Source organism: Aquamicrobium terrae, from assembly GCF_040545735.1.
In the GTDB taxonomy this organism is placed as follows: domain Bacteria; phylum Pseudomonadota; class Alphaproteobacteria; order Rhizobiales; family Rhizobiaceae; genus Mesorhizobium; species Mesorhizobium terrae_A.
On sequence record NZ_JBEPML010000016.1, the window covers coordinates 43896 to 60942 of the forward strand.

At 62.4% G+C, this 17047-nt stretch carries 15 protein-coding genes and 1 pseudogene; 6 read left to right on the top strand and 10 right to left on the bottom strand.

Going from position 1 to position 17047, the window contains the following annotated elements:
• Window positions 1–64: 64 nt before the first annotated feature.
• Both ABID37_RS19420 and ABID37_RS19425 read left to right on the top strand, forming a co-directional pair.
• Window positions 65–1417: a solute carrier family 23 protein gene (locus tag ABID37_RS19420; protein ID WP_354197740.1), complete on the top strand. Its 1353-nt coding sequence runs from the start codon at window positions 65–67 to the stop codon at window positions 1415–1417.
• A gap of 24 nt (window positions 1418–1441) precedes the next feature.
• A pseudogene (locus tag ABID37_RS19425) lies at window positions 1442–1632 on the top strand (hypothetical protein); the annotation flags it as partial.
• 77 nt (window positions 1633–1709) lie between these two features.
• Here ABID37_RS19425 and leuA read toward each other — a convergent pair.
• Entirely contained in the window at window positions 1710–3392 is a 1683-nt protein-coding gene (leuA, locus tag ABID37_RS19430) for a 2-isopropylmalate synthase (RefSeq protein ID WP_354197861.1), read from the bottom strand.
• Between the two features lie 308 nt (window positions 3393–3700).
• Here leuA and ABID37_RS19435 point away from each other — a divergent pair, with 308 nt between their 5' ends.
• The 3 genes from ABID37_RS19435 to ABID37_RS19445 all read left to right on the top strand — a co-directional run bounded on the left by ABID37_RS19435 (window position 3701) and on the right by ABID37_RS19445 (window position 5878).
• A complete protein-coding gene (locus ABID37_RS19435; RefSeq protein ID WP_354197742.1) occupies window positions 3701–4468 on the top strand; it encodes an AraC family transcriptional regulator in 768 nt (255 codons plus the stop codon).
• Between the two features lie 110 nt (window positions 4469–4578).
• Window positions 4579–5637 carry a trypsin-like peptidase domain-containing protein gene (locus ABID37_RS19440; RefSeq protein ID WP_354197744.1) on the top strand — a complete coding sequence of 353 codons (1059 nt, stop codon included), beginning with the start codon at window positions 4579–4581 and terminating at the stop codon, window positions 5635–5637.
• A gap of 7 nt (window positions 5638–5644) precedes the next feature.
• The gene (locus ABID37_RS19445) at window positions 5645–5878 is read left to right on the top strand and encodes a hypothetical protein (RefSeq protein WP_354197746.1); all 234 of its coding nucleotides are present in this window, start codon (window positions 5645–5647) and stop codon (window positions 5876–5878) included.
• Window positions 5879–5933: 55 nt separating this feature from the next.
• On the opposite strand, the gene ABID37_RS19450 is transcribed toward ABID37_RS19445, so the two are convergent.
• A complete protein-coding gene (locus ABID37_RS19450) occupies window positions 5934–6590 on the bottom strand; it encodes a winged helix-turn-helix transcriptional regulator (protein WP_354197748.1) in 657 nt (218 codons plus the stop codon).
• Window positions 6591–6674: 84 nt separating this feature from the next.
• On the opposite strand from ABID37_RS19450, the gene ABID37_RS19455 reads away from it, so the two are divergent.
• Entirely contained in the window at window positions 6675–7403 is a 729-nt protein-coding gene (locus ABID37_RS19455; protein ID WP_354197750.1) for a DUF1428 domain-containing protein, read from the top strand.
• A 173-nt stretch (window positions 7404–7576) separates the two neighbouring features.
• On the opposite strand, the gene ABID37_RS19460 is transcribed toward ABID37_RS19455, so the two are convergent.
• From ABID37_RS19460 to ABID37_RS19495, 8 genes are all read right to left on the bottom strand, one after another.
• The gene (locus ABID37_RS19460; RefSeq protein ID WP_435521597.1) at window positions 7577–9166 is read right to left on the bottom strand and encodes an FGGY-family carbohydrate kinase; all 1590 of its coding nucleotides are present in this window, start codon (window positions 9164–9166) and stop codon (window positions 7577–7579) included.
• A gap of 127 nt (window positions 9167–9293) precedes the next feature.
• The gene (locus ABID37_RS19465; RefSeq protein ID WP_354197752.1) at window positions 9294–10769 is read right to left on the bottom strand and encodes a mannitol dehydrogenase family protein; all 1476 of its coding nucleotides are present in this window, start codon (window positions 10767–10769) and stop codon (window positions 9294–9296) included.
• A 44-nt stretch (window positions 10770–10813) separates the two neighbouring features.
• Window positions 10814–11584: an L-iditol 2-dehydrogenase gene (locus ABID37_RS19470; RefSeq protein WP_354197754.1), complete on the bottom strand. Its 771-nt coding sequence runs from the start codon at window positions 11582–11584 to the stop codon at window positions 10814–10816.
• Window positions 11585–12583 carry an ABC transporter ATP-binding protein gene (locus ABID37_RS19475; protein ID WP_354197756.1) on the bottom strand — a complete coding sequence of 333 codons (999 nt, stop codon included), beginning with the start codon at window positions 12581–12583 and terminating at the stop codon, window positions 11585–11587. It lies immediately after the preceding gene.
• A 26-nt stretch (window positions 12584–12609) separates the two neighbouring features.
• Complete coding sequence (locus ABID37_RS19480; protein WP_354197758.1) at window positions 12610–13434, bottom strand: carbohydrate ABC transporter permease; 825 nt, start codon at window positions 13432–13434, stop codon at window positions 12610–12612.
• 11 nt (window positions 13435–13445) lie between these two features.
• Window positions 13446–14318 (bottom strand): carbohydrate ABC transporter permease, encoded by an 873-nt coding sequence (locus ABID37_RS19485; protein ID WP_354197760.1) that lies wholly within the window; start codon window positions 14316–14318, stop codon window positions 13446–13448.
• 90 nt (window positions 14319–14408) lie between these two features.
• Window positions 14409–15719, bottom strand: coding sequence for an ABC transporter substrate-binding protein (locus ABID37_RS19490; protein ID WP_354197762.1), 1311 nt, complete (start codon window positions 15717–15719; stop codon window positions 14409–14411).
• 181 nt (window positions 15720–15900) lie between these two features.
• Window positions 15901–16857, bottom strand: a complete 957-nt coding sequence (locus tag ABID37_RS19495; RefSeq protein ID WP_354197764.1) for a sugar-binding transcriptional regulator — start codon at window positions 16855–16857, stop codon at window positions 15901–15903.
• Window positions 16858–17047: the final 190 nt, after the last annotated feature.

The following is a 17047-nucleotide window of genomic DNA, read 5'->3' on the forward strand; positions in this document are numbered from 1 at the left end:
GGCATGCAATGCTTTGCACGCAGCTGCTCGAATATGAGGAACGGCCGCAATCGAGGGGAACAAGATGGAACAAATCGCGGTGAAACATTCCGAAAGGGAAGTCACACTGATCGCCCAACCGGACGATCCCCTGCCGGCGGGCAAGGCTGCCGCGCTCGGTCTGCAGCATGTGCTGGCCATGGATGTCTACATCGTACCTTTCATCATCGCGTCGGCACTTTCCTTCGGGCTCGGCGACGCCACTTCTTTCATCCAGTCAGCCTTCGTGGCGGCGGGGCTCGCCACGCTCATTCAGTCGCAACTGTTCATGCGCTTGCCGGTGATGCAGGGGCCTTCCTTTGTGCCGATCGGCGCGGTGCTGGCAATCGCCTTTGCGGCCGGCGGCGGTCTTTCTGGCCTTTCGGCAGTGATCGGGGCTTTGATTCCGGGCGCGATCCTGATGATCCTGCTCGGTTCGCCGACCAAGATCTTCCACAAGCTCGTGGGCCGCTTCGTGCCACCTGTCGTTGGCGGGACGATCATTATCGTGGTTGGCGTGGCGCTGATGCCGGTCGCCCTCAATTCGAGCGTGTTTGCAGTGCACGGTAGCGCAACGGTTGGTGGCAATATCCTGCTAGCCTTCATTTCGGCGGCGGTTCTGGTCAGCTGCATGCTAACAGGCATCGTGCTTGGCGCGCGCGGAACATGGCTCCGCCTTTTCTCGGTGGTTCTGGCGCTTGCAGCCGGCTGCGTAGCGGCGTTTTTCATGGGGCAGCTCAATTTTTCTGGTGTTGCAGCGGCAAGCTGGTTTTCACTGCCACGCTTCGCATTCGCCAGTCTCGAAGTCAGCTTCTCGCTACCGGCCGCCCTTTCCATGCTGATCGTCTATCTCGTAGTGCTGGCGGAAACGACCGGTACGTGGTTTGCGATTGGCGCGGTCACCGGAAAACCACTATCCAACGAGCAGTTGGATCGGGGTGCCACAGGCGAGGGTATCGGCTGCCTGATCAGTGCACTTTTGTGCAGCACGCCGGTGACAGGCTATTCCTCCAATGCCGGGATAATCGCAATCACGGGCATCGCAAGCCGCGTGGCCTTCGCGGCCGCCGGCATTTTCCTCGTCGTCTTCGGGCTGATCGGTAAGCTCGCAGCCATCATTGCTTCCATTCCCGAACCGGTGATCGGCGGTGTGTTCGGCGTTTTGTGCGTGGTTATCGCCATGAACGGCTTCCGCGTGGTGCGCGCCACCGTGCTTAATGAGCGCAATATGCTGGTGATCGGCCTACCGGTGCTGATGGCTCTGTTCGCCACGCTTGCTCCGCAAGATTTTGTGAAAACGCTGCCGGACTTCATGCAATATCTTCTAGGATCGTCTATCGCCTTCGGTTCAGTCTGGGCAATCGTCCTGCATCAGATACTTCCGGATATCGCGGAATGACCAGGATTGTCACGGGCCCATGCCGCCCTCGAGCACAAGCCGGGCTGCTTCCTGCGCCTCGGAACGGCGAAGATTTCGCCATCCTGCACAATCCGAAATACGACTTCACGAATGGCAACCAGACCGTCGGCGTGGCCCTGTGGGCGCGGCTGGCTCGAATGACCAAGAACCTGAGCTCGTTTCCGGCGACGAAGGCGCCTGGAGCTCAATCGTAAAAGCAACGTGTTCGAGCGGTTCCGTTTCAAACGGAACCGCTTTAATTGCTTTCATATGCTATCTGATACGAACATTGCTATGCGATGCCGGTATAATCGGCAGCGGCGCTGAGGACGGCCCGCACCGACGCGGTCGCGACATCGTCATCGATTCCGACGCCGAAGATTTTTCGTCCATCATGGGTGCGGCATTCAATATAGGCGGCGGCCTGCGCATAGGTGCCCTTCTTCAGTGAATGCTCGTGATAGTCGACGACTTCCAGGTCGATGCCGCAACTGGCCTGCAGAGCCGCGACCGCGCTTGATATCAAACCGTTACCTCGCCCCGTTATGGCGATCTCCTTGCCGCGATGTCGAATACGCCCGGCGAAGATACGTGCTTCCCTGCTACGTGCCGGTCTGCTTTCCTTGTAGGTCAGCAGTTCGAAATCGGCGTTCCTATCGAGATGATAAACGTCGCTGAACAGCGACCAGATCATTTCGGCAGTCGTTTCCTTGCCCGTATCGTCGGCAAATGCCTGAACGCGGCGGCTGAAATCGATCTGCAGCGGACGCGGCAGCTTCAGCCCGCGGTCCTGTTCCAGTATCCATGCCACGCCTCCCTTGCCTGACTGGCTGTTGACGCGGATGACGGCTTCATATGTCTCGCCTATATCCTTTGGATCGATCGGCAGATAGGGCATTTCCCATATGCCGTCATTGCGGCTTTCATGCGCGGTAAAGCCCTTGCGGATGGCGTCCTGATGGGAGCCGGAAAAGGCTGTATGCACCAGTTCGCCAGCATAGGGATGACGTGGATGAACCGGCAAGGCATTGCAATGCTCGACCGTGCGCACCACAGAGCGCATCTCGGGGAAATAGAGTTGCGGGTCGATGCCTTGCGTATAGAGATTCAGCGCCAGCGTCACGAGATCGACATTGCCGGTGCGCTCGCCATTGCCGAACAGGCAGCCCTCGACACGATCGGCCCCCGCGAGCAGAGCCTGTTCCGTCGCGGCAACCGCCGTGCCCCGGTCGTTATGCGGGTGCACGCTTATAATCACGCTGTCACGGCGCGAGAGATTGCGGCAGAACCACTCGATCTGGTCCGCATAGACATTCGGCATTGCCACTTCGACCGTAGCGGGCAGGTTCAGGATCACCTTGTTTTCAGGCGTCGGCTGCCAGACGTCGAGGACTCGTTCGCAAATTTCCAACGCGAAATCAGGCTCGGTAAAGCAGAAGGTTTCCGGCGAATATTCGAAAGTCCAGCGAGTCTCGGGCTGTTTCCGGCTTTCTTCCAGCATCGCGGTTACACCGCAGACCGCGAGATCGATGATCTCTTCCTTCTCCATCTTGAACACCACGCGGCGAAACAGCGGCGCCGTCGCGTTGTAGAGATGCACGATGGCCTGTCGCGCTCCGCGCAGGGATTCGAAGGTGCGCGCGATCAGGTCGGTGCGCGATTGCGTCAACACCTGGATCGTCACATCCTCAGGGATAAGATCGTCTTCGATGAGCCGACGAACGAAATTGAACTCCGTCTGCGAGGCCGAGGGAAAGGCAACCTCGATTTCCTTGAATCCGATCTCCAGCAGCATCCGGTAGAAGCGCATTTTCTTTTCGCCATCCATCGGATCGGCAAGCGCCTGATTGCCATCGCGCAGGTCTGTCGAAACCCAGCGTGGCGCCTGCGTCAATCGGCGGTTCGGCCATTGGCGGTCGGGCAACGTGATCGGGGAAATGAAAGGACGGTATTTATGGACGGGGTTGTGCATCATGGCAATAAATTCCTTCTGCTGCGTCGGGCAGCGACTTCGGCAACGGAACGGGTACTGACGGCAGGTTACGACCGTCGGGTCGCCATCAGGCCCAACGGTCGCCGGTAAGTCGAAGGAGAAGAAGGAACGAAGCAAGGCGCACGCCATCCAACGGAGCGGTGAATGCCGTCGAAAAAGACATGAGGGGGCGGGCGCAAGCGAACACTCGGCAGCTTTCCGGAAAATCCGTTTCTGCGATCCATAATATGCACGTGAGCATTGGCATTCTTGCGCGTAAAGGTCATTATTGAGCGCAAAAGGGTCAACTCATGTCGTTGAATTATCCCGCACCGCTTTCGCTTGCCGTATCCGCCGTCGCGCAGGACGATGTCTCCTTCGCCGGTCCGCCGCATCGGCATCAGAATGCCCAACTGATCTATGCGCGATCCGGCGTGGTGTCGGTCACGACCGAAAGCGGCACATGGGTTGTGCCGCCCAACCGTGCGGTCTGGGTTCCTTCAATGGTGGAACATGCAACCCGCAGCCACGGGCCGGTCCAGTTTCGCACAATCTTTGTCCGTTCGGATGCCGCCCGGTCCTTGCCTCCATCCTGCGGCGTGGTGGAAGTTTCGCCCCTGTTGCGGGAGTTGATCCTGCGCCTAGTCGAACTGCAGGGCCACGCCGTCACGGCCTTCGCACAACGCATAAGCGAACTGTTGCTGGACGAATTGACGTTTCTCCCAACGGAACCGCTCAATCTACCCATGCCCTCGGACCAACGCCTGCGCGACCTTTGTCGCGTGTTGCAAGCGAAACCGGACACCGACCTATCACTGGATGCGGCGGCCTCCCGAACCGGGATGAGCAGGCGTAGTTTCATGCGTCATTTCGAACGCGAAACCGGCATGACCTACGGCCGTTGGCGGCAGCAGGCCCGGCTGCTCGCTGCCCTGCCCGTTCTGGCAGAGGGACGCCCCGTTGTAACGGTCGCATTGGACTGCGGCTATCAAAGCGCGAGCGCATTCGCCGCAACATTCAAGCGCAGCATGGGGCGAAGTCCGTCGGGTTACTTCAACGACGCGCTTCGTCAACGATAAAAGCCGGCCACGTCAGCCGTCATCCGTTATGGCGTTTGCTGGCGCTAATCGCTGGGTGAGCTTTTCTGCTACAGTTCCGAATCGTCGGGCGGGCGTTGGAGGAGGATGAGATGAAGTTCGAATCCGCGCTCGATTTGCAGGCGCGCATCTTTTCGCAGATTTTCCAGTTCATCGAACTGCCGGCGATGGCGGGCGTTGCCCGGCCGTCCCCCGGACTGTTCCTCGATCCCATGCTGTTCGAGACGAAATCGGCGCGACCGAGAAGGCCGCCGCGGCAAGGGCTGAACGATATCGCGCTCGGCATCACCGGCGCGCGAGGCGACGAGGCCAGGCTGGCGGTGCTCGTGCAGAATCGCAACAAGGTTCGCAGCACGGTGGTCGACGAGATTGTCGGCTTCGCCAGAGGCGAGGCCGATGTGCTTTACATCGGTCGCCAGAAACCGCTTTGGACGACTGTGCGCAACGATCCCATCAGGCCCGGCGTGAGCATTGCCCCAACGACCGTTCCTTATGCCGGCACGCTTGGCTGCTTCTGTCGCGACAATCTGAGTGGCAGGACAGGTATCCTTTCCAACAATCACGTGCTTGCAGATGTCAACGCCGTGGCTGTCGGAACGACGATCATGCAGCCCGGTGCGCGCGACGGCGGCAGGCCGGTGGAAGACGTCATCTGCGAGCTGGCCCGCTTCGTGCCGATCCAGTTCGGCGGCTTCCCCAACCGGGTGGATGCCGCGGTCGCTGCGCTCACCGAGCATGGCCGGCGCGAGGACCGCCACACGCTCTATGACAGTTCCGACGAGCCTGCGCCCGCCATCACCCTGCGACCGGATGCACTGGTCGAGGCGGTGCCCGGCATGACGGTATTCAAGACAGGGCGCACAACCCGTCATACGCGTGGCCGGGTGCGCGCCGTCAATGTCAATAACTATCTGGTCGATGTCGGCGTTGGCGTGGCCCGGTTCGACGGGCAAATCGTCATCGAGACCGACATGGCGCCGCAGCCTTTCAGCCGGCCCGGAGACAGCGGGTCCCTGATCGTGGACGAGGAGGGCCGTCCGGTGGCGCTGCTATTTGCAGGGTCGGCTTCGGGCGGCGCCGGAAACGTTGGAATGACGGGAGCGAACCCTATATCATCGGTGTGCGAAGAACTGGGTGTGACGCTGATATAGGTAACACATGGCCGCCACCAAGCACTCCATGGAGCAGGCGCGCGAAATCCAGAAAGCCTTCCAGGAACGGTTCGGCGATCGGAAAGGGCTTCTGGGCATCGGCATCTGCCTCAATCCACGTGAGGATGACCTTGCCCTCAATGTTTCCGTTTCCCGCAGCGAACAGGCCAGCGGCCTGCCGGCCTCCTTCGACGGCCTCGAGGTCATCGTCGATGTGGTGGGCTCCGTCCGCGCCTACTGACGCCTACGGATCTGTTGCGGTCATGGCCGAGCGCACCGGCTGCCCGGCACGATGATCAAGACCGAGCCTCGAGCCTGAACATGTCGACGAAATCCTGAGCCGCCGGGATATCCCCTTGCACCCCGATGAAGCCCTTGGCAATCAGCAGGGACAGCGGCGCCGTGCCATAGACCGCTGCCGCCATCGCATTGCCGTTTCCAATGAGGACGAAGGGAGCATCGAGCCGGGCAACCGATGCGGTCGACAGGCGGCCATCGACCAGCTCCATCTCAAAGGCTTCCTTTCCGAAGTCGAAACCTGCCAGTGCCCTGCGCCTGCCTGCCCGTTCGTACACCAGGTTCACGCCCATCGAGATCATCAGCGCCGACGGGCTGATGAAGCGCGAGGGATCGTGCCCCGGTACGGTCAATGCCCACCGGCACAATGCTTCCAGGACCGGCAGTAGGCCTCGCCCGGCATCGGTCAGGGAATAAAGGCCCAGTCGTTCGTCATGCGCGACGATCCCGGTTTCGTGCAACTGCGCCAGCCGGCCGCTCAGCACGCCGGCGGTGATGCCCGGCAGGCCGGCACGGATCATCTGAAAGCGCTTGGGCGCGAACACAAGTTCGCGGACTGCCAGCAGAGCCCAGCGATCGCCGATCAGGTTCAGCGCGTGCGCGGCCAGACAGCCTTCGTCATAGCGAATCCGCGAGGTCTCATAGTGCTTAGTCATTTTTTAATACTATCAGTTGCTTTTTCGTACCACAAGAGTCATCCTGGGTATGCGGGGGCTGTGATCCGGTCCGAGAGGAGAGAGATGGCCTATTATACCGGTTGTGTTGCAGCCGTTCCGACCGCGAACAAGCAGAAATACATCGAGCACGTGAACGTCGCCTGGCCGCTGATGCGAAACTATGGCGCGACCCGCATGGTCGAGAACTGGGGCGTCGACGTTCAAAAGGGGAAAGTCACCGATCTCTATGGCGCGGTGAATGCCAAGGACGATGAAACGGTCGTTTTCTCGTGGATCGAATGGCCGGACAAGCCGACCGCCGACACTGCTTGGGAAAAGATGCAGAATGATCCGGCCATGAAGGAAATGCCGCAAATGCCGTTTGACGGCAGTCGCATGATCTTTGGCGGCTTCGAGCCGATTTTCGTGGAAGGCACCGACAGAAGCCTCGGCTATATCCAGGGTTTCGCATTGGCGGTGCCGGAGAAGAACAAGGCCGCCTACGTCAAGTTGGCCAAGGAAGCATGGGAAGGTGCGTTCAAGCCCAATGGCTGCCTGGGCATAGTCGAAGCCTGGGGTGTCGACGTGCCACATGGCAAGCAGACCGACTTCTATCGAGCGACCAAGGCGGAGGAAGGCGAGGTGCCGCTGTTCAGCTGGACGGCATGGGCAGACAGGGCAACCTGCGACGCCGCGGCCAAAGCGATGGAAGCAAGCATGGAGGGACAGGAATTTCCCGAAATGCCGTTTGACGGCATGCGCATGATGTGGGGCGGGTTCGAACCGATCTTCGACTCTGCCAAAAGCCGCTGAGCGTCATCGTCCAGACCTTCAACTGGCTGCCCGAGTTCCCCTGCGGCTTCGAGCGCGATCTTCGCGTCCGTTGGGCGCTGGAGGAGATCGGGCAGTCGGGAGATGCCGTGCCGTTGCAGGCAGCTATGCAGGAGCGCGCAGAGGGCGATCTCAGAGGCAGCAGCATATGCCGCTCATTCGATGGCGTTGAGGGCACGCCTTTGCCGGTGCATCTCGAGGAAGATGCGATAGTCGCGGTCGAAACGCGCGGCGGCTTGCCTGTTCGGCAACCTGTGCCTTCCGTTCTGCTGCATGCCGATGCAAGCGGCGGCAAGATCCGGATAGAGGCCGGCCGCCGTTGCCGCCAGGCTGGCCGTTCCGGTGAGCACGGAATCGTCCGACAGCGGCTCGACCACGGTGCAGCCGGTGGCGTCGGCATAGAGTTCCATCAGGAGCGGGTTTCGCGTGTGGCCCCCCGTCACATGCAACGTGTCGATCAGATAGCCGTTGTCGTTCATCGTTTCGAGTATGTGGCGAACGCCAAGCGCTATGGAGACGGCGGTGCGCCAATAAAGCCGGCACAGGCCGTCGAACGAGGCGTCGAGCGTCAGGCCGCTGATGACGCCGACGGCGTGCGGATCGGCCAGCGGTGAGCGGTTGCCATGGAAATCCGGCAGCACATTCAGGCGGCCGGCAAGGTCGAGACCTTCGGCGGCGCGCAACTCCATGATGCGGTCCACGATCCGCGCATGCATGGCGACATCTGGCTCGCCGCCCGCGCCGTGGCAGCGGATGATATGGTCGAGCAGCGCGCCGGTGGCCGACTGGCCGCCCTCCGTCAGCCACAGACCCGGCAATGCCGCGCCAAAGTAAGGTCCCCAGAAGCCGGCGAAGGGCTGCGGTTCGGGCGACAGGGCCATGACGCAACTCGACGTGCCGGCAATCAGCGCAAGATGACGGCCGATGCCGGACGCGTCGCCCGCGAAGCGCCCGAGCACGCCCAGCGCGCCGGCATAGGCGTCGATGACCCCGGTGCCGACCACGCATTCCCGCGTCAGGCCAAGCTTATCGGCGGCTTCGACCGACAGCACGCCGAGGCTGGCTCCCACGGGACTGGCACGCCGCGGCAGGTTTGCCCGCTCGAACAGGTCGCCAAGGCCGATCCGGTCGAAGAAATCGGGACGCCACGGCTCGGCCTCATGGGCGAGATAGGTCCATTTGGCGGTGAGCGTGCATTGCGAGCGCGCCGCCGATCCGGTGGCCTTCCATGAGAGGAAGTCGGCGAGGTCGAAGAAATAGCCGGCCAGCGCCCAGCTTTGCGGCAGATGGCGCTTCAGCCACATCAGCTTCGGCGTCGCCATCTCCGGCGACATGACGCCGCCGATGAAGTCCAGCACGGCATGACCCGTATGCGTGCATTCATCGGCTTCGGCGATGGCGCGATGGTCGAGCCAGACGACGGTGTCCCAGCGCCGCTCGCTCCCAGTCGAAACGCTCACCTGCCCGCCCTGCCGATCCCGCGCCACCAGCGAGCATGTGGCGTCGAAGGCCAGTCCGATGATTTCGTGCGGGGCGATTTCAGCCTTTTCGCGCGCCGTGCGCACGGCCGTGCAGATGGCCCGCCAGATGTCTTCCGAATCGTGCTCGGCATGATTGGGAAGGGGCTGGTGCATGGCGATCGGGAAGGCGGCGCGGCCGAGCAGGATGCCATTGCGGTCGAATATGCCGGCCCGCACGCTGCCCGTGCCAACATCGACAGCACAGACATATCCCCTCTTCAACACGCCGCTCTCTTGATCACACGCCTGCAAGGCCGGCCATCGCAACTGTCGGCGACTATAAAGGCCGCACGGGGCGACGCAAGCGGTGAGGGTGGGGGGCGAGGCCGGCGCTACGGCAAGGGCTGCGGCTTCATGGGTTCGACAAATAGCGGCGCAGGGTTTCGCGTGCGCCGTTCGCCCACAGATTCCGCAAGGCTGCCGCGAAGGCCGCTGAGAAGATGGCCGACTGCCCCACCTCGCCGTAGATGTCTTCCATCGCGAGCCAGGCGGCGGGGTCGCTGCGGGCAGCTTTGGCGGTTGCCTGCATGCGGTCCCAGTTCGGGTCGTTCGGCTCGATGGCGGTACCGGAATCTGTGGTGCCGAAGCAGTAGCGGCACCACAGGGCGGATTCGAGCGCCAGCCCGGCAATGCATTTGCCGGCCTTCAGCCGGTCGACAATGGTGGGGATGATGAATTTGGGCTGGCGGTTGGAGCCGTCGAGGCACAGCCGGCGCACCGTGTCGCCGATCTTCGGATTGGAAAAGCGCTTTTCGATAAGCTGGTAGTAATCCTCGAGGCTGGTGTCGGGTACTGGCGGCACGGTCGGGATGATTTCCTCATGCTCGACTTTGGCCAGGAAATCGCGCACCAGATTCTCCTGCATGGCCTCGTGGACGAAGTGGATGTCCATCAGCCCGGCAGGATAGGCGATGGCCGCGTGCCCGCCATTGAGGATGCGTATCTTCATCAGTTCGTAGGGCGCCACGTCGGTGACGAACTGCACGCCAGCCTGTTCCAGCGGCGGGCGCCCGGCGGTGAAGTGGTCTTCCAGCACCCATTGCCGGAAGGGCTCGCAGAAAACCGGCCAATTGTCCTCGACCCCGAAATCCTCCGCCAATATCGCGCGTTCCCGATCCGTGGTCGCGGGCGTGATGCGGTCGACCATGCTGTTCGGGAACGCGACGGTCTGCGCCACCCAGTCCGCGAGTTCGTCATCGACCAGACGGGCGAGCCCGATCACCCCGTCGGCGGTCACCCGGCCATTGTGGGGGATGTTGTCGCAGGACATCACCGTGAAGTGCACGATGCCGGCGGTCCTGCGTCGCATCAGCCCGGCCAGTATGAGTCCGAACACGGTCTTCGGGCTGGCGATATTGGCGGCGTCGGTCACGATGCCGGGATGGGTGGGGTCGAAATGGCCGGACGCCGGATCGATGAAATAGCCGCCCTCGGTGATGGTCAGGGAAACGATACGGATCGCCGGGTCGGCCAGCCGCCCGATGATGGCGGCGGTATCTCCCGGCATGATGAAATCGACCATCGCGCCGGTAACGCGCGCGCCGATATGGTCCTCGTCTTGCTCGACCACCGTCGTCAGCCAGTCCTGCTCGATGAGCTTGTCGCGGTTTGGCCTTTCGCCTTCGAACACGCCGGCCCCGACCAGTGCCCAGTCGTGGCCGATGCCGGCGTTGAAGAGCTCGTCCAGATAGACGGCCTGATGCGAACGGTGGAAATTGCCGACGCCGAAATGCAGGATGCCGGGGCTCAGCCTGCCGCGCTCGTAGCGCGGCTTGGCCACCCCGGCGGGAAGTGCTGCGAGGGTTCCTAGAGACAGCTTGACGGTCATGACTGCATTTCCTTCCAAAAGCCGGCACAAGGCCGGGAAGACCCTCAGCTCATCCAGTTGCCGCCATCGACGTTGTAGGTCTGGGAGACGATGTAGTCGGCCTCCGCGCTGGCGAGGAACACGGCCATGCCGGCCAGGTCCTGCGCCGTGCCCATGCGCCCATAGGGCACGGCCTCGCCGACCAGACGCTTCTTCTCGCCGAGCGGGCGGTTCTCATACTTTGCAAAGAGGGAATCGACGTGATCCCAGTGCTCGCCATCGACCACGCCGGGCGCGATGGCGTTGACGTTGATGCCGTGCCTGATCAGGTCGAGCCCTGCCGACTGGGTGAGGGAGATGACCGCCGCCTTGGTGGCGCAGTAGACGGCCACCAGCGGCTCGCCGCGCCGCCCGGCCTGGCTTGCCATATTGATGATCTTGCCGCCCTTGCCGCGCGCGATCATCGAGCGCGCCGCTGCCTGCAGTATGAACAGGGTTCCGGCGACATTGACGGAGAAAAGCTTCTCGTAACTCGTCCGGCTGATCTCCACGATGGGCGCGAGGTCGAACAGCGCGGCGTTGTTGACGAGGATGTCGATGCCGCCGGTCTTCCGCTCGACCGCCTTGATTGCGGCGTCGATTGAAGCCTGATCGGTTACGTCGAGATGGATCGCGTAAGCGGCGGGACCAAGCTCCGCCGCGGTGGTTTCGGCGGCCTGTTGATCGATGTCAGCAATGGCGACCGTCGCGCCTTCACGGATATAGGCTTCGGCAAAAGCCCGGCCGATGCCGCGGGCCGAACCTGTGATGAGCGCCGACTTGCCTTGCAGACGCATTCAGATCGCCTTTCCGTTCTGGTCGAAGCGATGCACCTTCGAGGAGATGGGGCTCAGATAGATGGTATCGCCATGCCGGACGGCGAACTCGCCATCCGCCCGCACGGTGAGCGGGCCGACACCTTCGGCCTGGACGTGCAGGAAGGTGTCGGAGCCAAGATGCTCGGCCACGCCGACACTTGCCTTCCATGCCCCTTCGCTGGTCGATATTGTCAAATGCTCGGGCCGGATGCCGATGGTGTGGGCGCCATGCTTCCCGGCGGTCTCGCCATCGATCAGGTTCATTCTCGGGGAGCCAATGAAACCGGCGACGAACAGGTTCTGCGGGCTCCTGTAGAGCTCCATGGGCGAACCGACCTGCTCGACCCTGCCTGCATTCAGCACGACGATCTTGTCGGCCATGGTCATGGCTTCGATCTGGTCGTGGGTGACGTAGATCATGGTCGTCTTGAGCTGATGATGCAGCTCGCTGATCTCGAGCCGCATAGTGCCGCGCAGCGCCGCATCGAGGTTGGACAGCGGCTCGTCGAACAGGAAGGCCGTGGGCTGGCGCACGATGGCGCGGCCGATGGCGACGCGCTGGCGCTGGCCGCCGGACAGTTGCCCCGGCCGTCGGTCGAGATAGTCGGTAAGGTTGAGCACGCGCGCCGCTTCCCTGACCTTGCGGTCGATGGTTTCCCGGTTTTCACCGGCCATCTTCAGCGGGAAGGCGATGTTCTTGGCCACGGTCATGTGCGGATAAAGCGCGTAGGACTGGAACACCATCGCCAGCTTGCGCCTGGCCGGCGCCTCGTTGGTGACGTCGCGGCCGTCGATACCGATCGTGCCGCCGCTGACGTCCTCCAGTCCGGCGATCAGGCGCAGCAGCGTGGACTTGCCGCAGCCGGACGGGCCGACGAAGACGACGAACTCCCCGTCCTCTATGTTGAGGTCGATGTTGGGGATGATGGTCGCCGCTCCGAACGACTTGCTGACCTGTCTAAGTGTTATGTTGCCCATGAAATAACTCCGCGAGCGGTGCTGGACTATTTGACGGCGCCGAAGGTCAGCCCGCGCACCAGTTGCTTCTGGCTGAACCAGCCCAGCACCAGGATCGGCGCTATGGCCAGCGTGGAGGCGGCCGACAGCTTGGCCCAGAACAGGCCCTGGGGGCTGGAGAACGAGACGATGAACGCCGTCAGCGGTGCCGCGTTGGTGGTGGTGAGCCGGATCGTCCAGAACGCCTCGTTCCAGGCGAGGATGATGTTGAGAAGCAGCGTGGAGGCGATGCCGGGCACGGCCATCGGCGTTAGCACATAGACGATCTCGCCCCACAGCGTTGCTCCGTCCATGCGCGCGGCCTCGAGGATCTCGCCGGGGATCTCGCGGAAATAGGTGTAAAGCATCCACACCACGATCGGCAGGTTGATGAGCATCAGCATCACCGTCAGCCCGATGCGGCTGTCGAGCAGGCCCCAGTCGCGGAAGATCAGATACATGGGAACAAGCACGGCCACCGCCGGCATCATCTTGGTGGACAGCATCCACATCAGGATGTCCTTGGTGCGCTTTGTCGGTGAAAAGGCCATCGACCAGGCCGCCGGTATGGCCACGAGCAATGCAAGAATGGTCGAGCCGACAGCTATGATCACCGAGTTCATGAACGGCTTAAAATAGTTGTATTGCGACTGGACCTCGCGATAGCTCTCCAGCGTGCCCGAGGGGACAAGGTTGAACCCGGCAATTGCTTCCGTTTCGGATTTGAAGCTGGTCACGATGGTGTAGAGGATCGGGAAGAAGATCAGCAGGGCGACGACCCATGCCGCGATCGTCCAGCCGAGTTTCGTGCCGGTGGGAACGGTGCGGGCCATGGCTGTTCTCCCTATTTGTCCAGGTTCTTGCCAACCGCGCGCATCAGGAAGAAGGCGACGATATTGGCGAGAACCACCGCGATGATGCCGCCGGCCGAGGCCCCGCCGACGTCGTAGCCGAGCAGCGCGGTGCGATAGATCAGGAACGGCAGGTTGGTCGAGGCGTAGCCGGGGCCGCCATTGGTGGTGACCAGGATCTCCGCGTAGATGCCGAGCAGGAAGATGCTCTGGATCAGGATCACCACCGTGATCGCGCGCGCCATGTGCGGCAGGGTGAGGTAGACGAACCGGCTGAGCGCCCCCGCCCCGTCCATCTCGGCCGCCTCCTTCTGCTCGCCGTCGAGCGACTGCAGAGACGTAAGCAAGATCAGCGTGGCGAAAGGCAGCCATTGCCAGGCGACGATTAGGATGATCGAAAACAGCGGATATTGCGCGAACCAGTCGATTGGCCGCAGCCCGACGAAGCGGGCGATGTCGGCAAACACGCCGTAGCCGGGGTGCATGAGCATGTTCTTCCACACCAGCGCCGCCACCGGCGGCATGACGAAGAATGGCGATATGACCAGGATGCGCACGATGCCCTGGCCGAAGATCGGCTGGTCGAGCAGCAGCGCCAGCGCTATGCCGCCGATCACCGTGATCAGCAGCACGCCCACCACGATGACCAGCGTGTTCCAGATCGACTGGAAGAAGGCCGGGTCGGTATAGAAGAAGCGATAATTGAACAGGCCACCGAAGCTGACATTCGCCGGGTTCAGCAGGTTGTAGTTCTGGAACGAGAACCACAGCGTCATGGCCAGCGGCACCACCATCCAGACCAGCAGAAGGATGACGGAAGGCACCATCATGAAGCGGGCAAGCGTGCGGGTCTGTCGGGTGGCCATGGGGATCACCGCTGCGTCGAACAGTTTCGATACGGTCGAAGGTGGCCGCCCGGACTGGGAACCGGGCGGCCAAGGCGCTGGGAGGCGGCCTTATTTGATATAGCCGGCGCGGGTCATTTCCCGCACCGCCGCGGTCTGGGCGCCGGCCAGCGCGTCATCCACGCTCGACTGGCCGGCCAAGGCAGCCGAGAAGAGCTGGCCGACGGTCGTGCCCAATCCCTGGAACTCCGGAATAGCGACGAACTGGACGCCGACATAGGGCACCGGCTTGACGGTGGGATGCGTGGGATCGGCCGAGTTGATCGAATCCAGCGTCATCTTGGCAAAGGGCGCGGCCTGCTGGTACTCGGGGTTTTCGTAGAGCGAGGTGCGTGTGCCGGGCGGAACGTTGGCCCAGCCTTCCTTCGACGCCACGAGTTCGAGATACTCCTTGCTTGTGGCCCAGGCGACGAACTTCTGGGCGGCTTCCGCCTTCTGCGTGCCTGCGGGGATGGCCAGCGACCAGGCCCAGAGCCAGTTGCCGCGTTTGCCCAGCCCGGTGTCGGGCGCGAGCGCATAGCCGACCTTGTCGGCCACGGTGGAGTCGGTCGGGTTCGACACGAAGGAAGCCGCCACGGTGGCGTCGATCCACATGCCGCACTTGCCCTGCTGGAACAGCGCCAGGTTCTCGTTGAAGCCGTTGGAGGAGGCGCCTTGCGGCCCTGCGTCCTTCATCAGGTCGATATAGAACTGCAAGGCGTTCTTCCACTCGGGCTGGTCGAACTGCGGCTGCCAGTTCTCGTCGAACCAGCGCGCGCCGAAGGAGTTCGCCATGGCGGTCAGGAACGCGATGTTCTCGCCCCAGCCCGCCTTGCCACGCAGGCAGATGCCGTTGATGTCGCTGGCGCGGTCGGTCATCTTGCGCGCCGCGTCGGCGATGAACTCCCAGGTCGGCGCTTCGGGCATGGTGAGCCCCGCCTTGTCCATGAGGTCCTTGCGGTACATCACGAACGAGCTTTCGCCATAGAATGGCGCGGCATAAAGCTTGCCGTCGAGTGACAGGCCTCCCGCGATCGCCGGGATGATGTCGCCGGCATCGTAGGTGTCGCCGAGATTGTCGAGCGGCAGGAGCCAATCCTGCTTCGCCCAGATAGGCACCTCATATGTGCCGATCGTCATCACATCATACTGACCACCCTTGGTGGCGATGTCGGTGGTCACGCGCTCCCGCAGGACGTTCTCCTCCAGCGTGACCCACTGGAGCTGGATGTCCGGGTTCTTGGCGGTGAAGTCGTCCGTCAGCTTCTGCATGCGGACCATGTCGCCATTGTTGACCGTGGCGATGGTGATGGATTCGGCATGTGCGCCAAAGGCGATGGCGCTGGCCGAACACAATCCGAGAATGATCGTGTGAAGTCTCATCAAAAATCCTCCCAAGCCAAGATGAGCATTTGCCTTGGCATTGGGCAATTATTCATTTAAAGTGATTTATGTCAAGCTGGATTTACCCCTCGCACCGGAACACGACACAAACGGGCGGTCTCGCTGGCGTAAGCGGCAGGCACGCCAGCGCCCGGATCATCACAACGTCGGGAAGGGTGGTCTATTTCGCCAGAATGGCGGCGGCTGTCCGTTCGTCGGTTATCAGGCCGTTGATCAGGCGCCGGTTCATCGCCGCCACTATGCCGGGCAGCTTGCGCTCTCCCATGGCCAATGCGACCACCAGCGAGCTTTCCCGTGAGGGGATCGGGGCCGACGAGACGCGGTCGTTGGTGATGCCCTCGATCAGCCGCCCCTCGTGGTCGAAGGCCCAGCCAACGATTTCGGCCACGCCTCCTGCCTTTTGCAGGGCTTTCAGCTCCGCCTTTGTTATGAAGCCGTCCTCATAGAGCGGTGCGGTGGGACCAAGGTCACCGATGCCCACGAATGTAACGTCCGCCCTTGCGGCCAGTTCAAGCGTCGGCTGGATCATCGGCTGGCTGAGCAGCATTTCCCGCTCCTGCGGCGACGACGCAATGACCGGCAGCGGCATGGGGAAGGAGCGCGCCTTGACACGGTCCGACATTGTGAAGATCACGTTGTAGAACGCGGCCGAACCATCCGGCGAAATGTTGCCGGTCAGGGACACGACCTTGTGGCGGGGGCAATCCATGGACGGCAACTGCTCGATGGCGGCCTTCAGCGTGCGTCCCGTGCCGATCGCCATGACGATCGGTTCCGTCGAACCCAGGCGCCGCTCGATCTCCGCCGCCGCCGCTTCAGCTATGCCGAGGGTTGTGGATGGCGAGGCGGGATCGCTCGGCGCGACTTCCACCAGATCCAGCGCGAAGCGCGCTCTAAGCCGCTCCGCCAGTTCGAGGCAGTTGGCGATCGGATGATCGACCCGCACCTTGATGAGCCGCTCCGAGACGGCAAGGGACACCAGACGCTGGGCGGTCTGGCGCGAAATGCCGAGCTTCGCGGCGATCTGGTCCTGCGTGTTGCCGGCCACGTAATAGAGCCAACCGGCGCGTGCGGCATCGTCCAGCCTGCCGCCGCCGCTTTCAGGTCGATTGTGCATTATTTCCTGATCCTCGCTCGGGCATGGTGCGCTCCTGACTGCACGCCTTACTATGCAAGCTTTCAAGCAATTGTCCATTGAGGAAGCATTTGCTCGGCTGCAATGAGCCGGTGTACGTCGGTGTCAGCGACAAGAGGCGCGACGGATCACTCCCGGTGCGCCTTGGCCAGCGTTTGATATGGGCGCATCG

What these genes read in the sequence shown, in the direction of transcription:
- ABID37_RS19445 (WP_354197746.1), top strand. Translation starts at nt 5,645, where the DNA reads ATGGCCGCCACCAAGCACTCCATGGAGCAGGCGCGCGAAATCCAGAAA.
- ABID37_RS19455 (WP_354197750.1), top strand. Translation starts at nt 6,675, where the DNA reads ATGGCCTATTATACCGGTTGTGTTGCAGCCGTTCCGACCGCGAACAAG.
- ABID37_RS19480 (WP_354197758.1), bottom strand. Translation starts at nt 13,434, where the DNA reads ATGGCCCGCACCGTTCCCACCGGCACGAAACTCGGCTGGACGATCGCG.
- leuA (WP_354197861.1), bottom strand. Translation starts at nt 3,392, where the DNA reads ATGATGCACAACCCCGTCCATAAATACCGTCCTTTCATTTCCCCGATC.
- ABID37_RS19420 (WP_354197740.1), top strand. Translation starts at nt 65, where the DNA reads ATGGAACAAATCGCGGTGAAACATTCCGAAAGGGAAGTCACACTGATC.
- ABID37_RS19490 (WP_354197762.1), bottom strand. Translation starts at nt 15,719, where the DNA reads ATGAGACTTCACACGATCATTCTCGGATTGTGTTCGGCCAGCGCCATC.
- ABID37_RS19450 (WP_354197748.1), bottom strand. Translation starts at nt 6,590, where the DNA reads ATGACTAAGCACTATGAGACCTCGCGGATTCGCTATGACGAAGGCTGT.
- ABID37_RS19470 (WP_354197754.1), bottom strand. Translation starts at nt 11,584, where the DNA reads ATGCGTCTGCAAGGCAAGTCGGCGCTCATCACAGGTTCGGCCCGCGGC.
- ABID37_RS19475 (WP_354197756.1), bottom strand. Translation starts at nt 12,583, where the DNA reads ATGGGCAACATAACACTTAGACAGGTCAGCAAGTCGTTCGGAGCGGCG.
- ABID37_RS19435 (WP_354197742.1), top strand. Translation starts at nt 3,701, where the DNA reads ATGTCGTTGAATTATCCCGCACCGCTTTCGCTTGCCGTATCCGCCGTC.
- ABID37_RS19495 (WP_354197764.1), bottom strand. Translation starts at nt 16,857, where the DNA reads ATGCACAATCGACCTGAAAGCGGCGGCGGCAGGCTGGACGATGCCGCA.
- ABID37_RS19485 (WP_354197760.1), bottom strand. Translation starts at nt 14,318, where the DNA reads ATGGCCACCCGACAGACCCGCACGCTTGCCCGCTTCATGATGGTGCCT.
- ABID37_RS19465 (WP_354197752.1), bottom strand. Translation starts at nt 10,769, where the DNA reads ATGACCGTCAAGCTGTCTCTAGGAACCCTCGCAGCACTTCCCGCCGGG.
- ABID37_RS19440 (WP_354197744.1), top strand. Translation starts at nt 4,579, where the DNA reads ATGAAGTTCGAATCCGCGCTCGATTTGCAGGCGCGCATCTTTTCGCAG.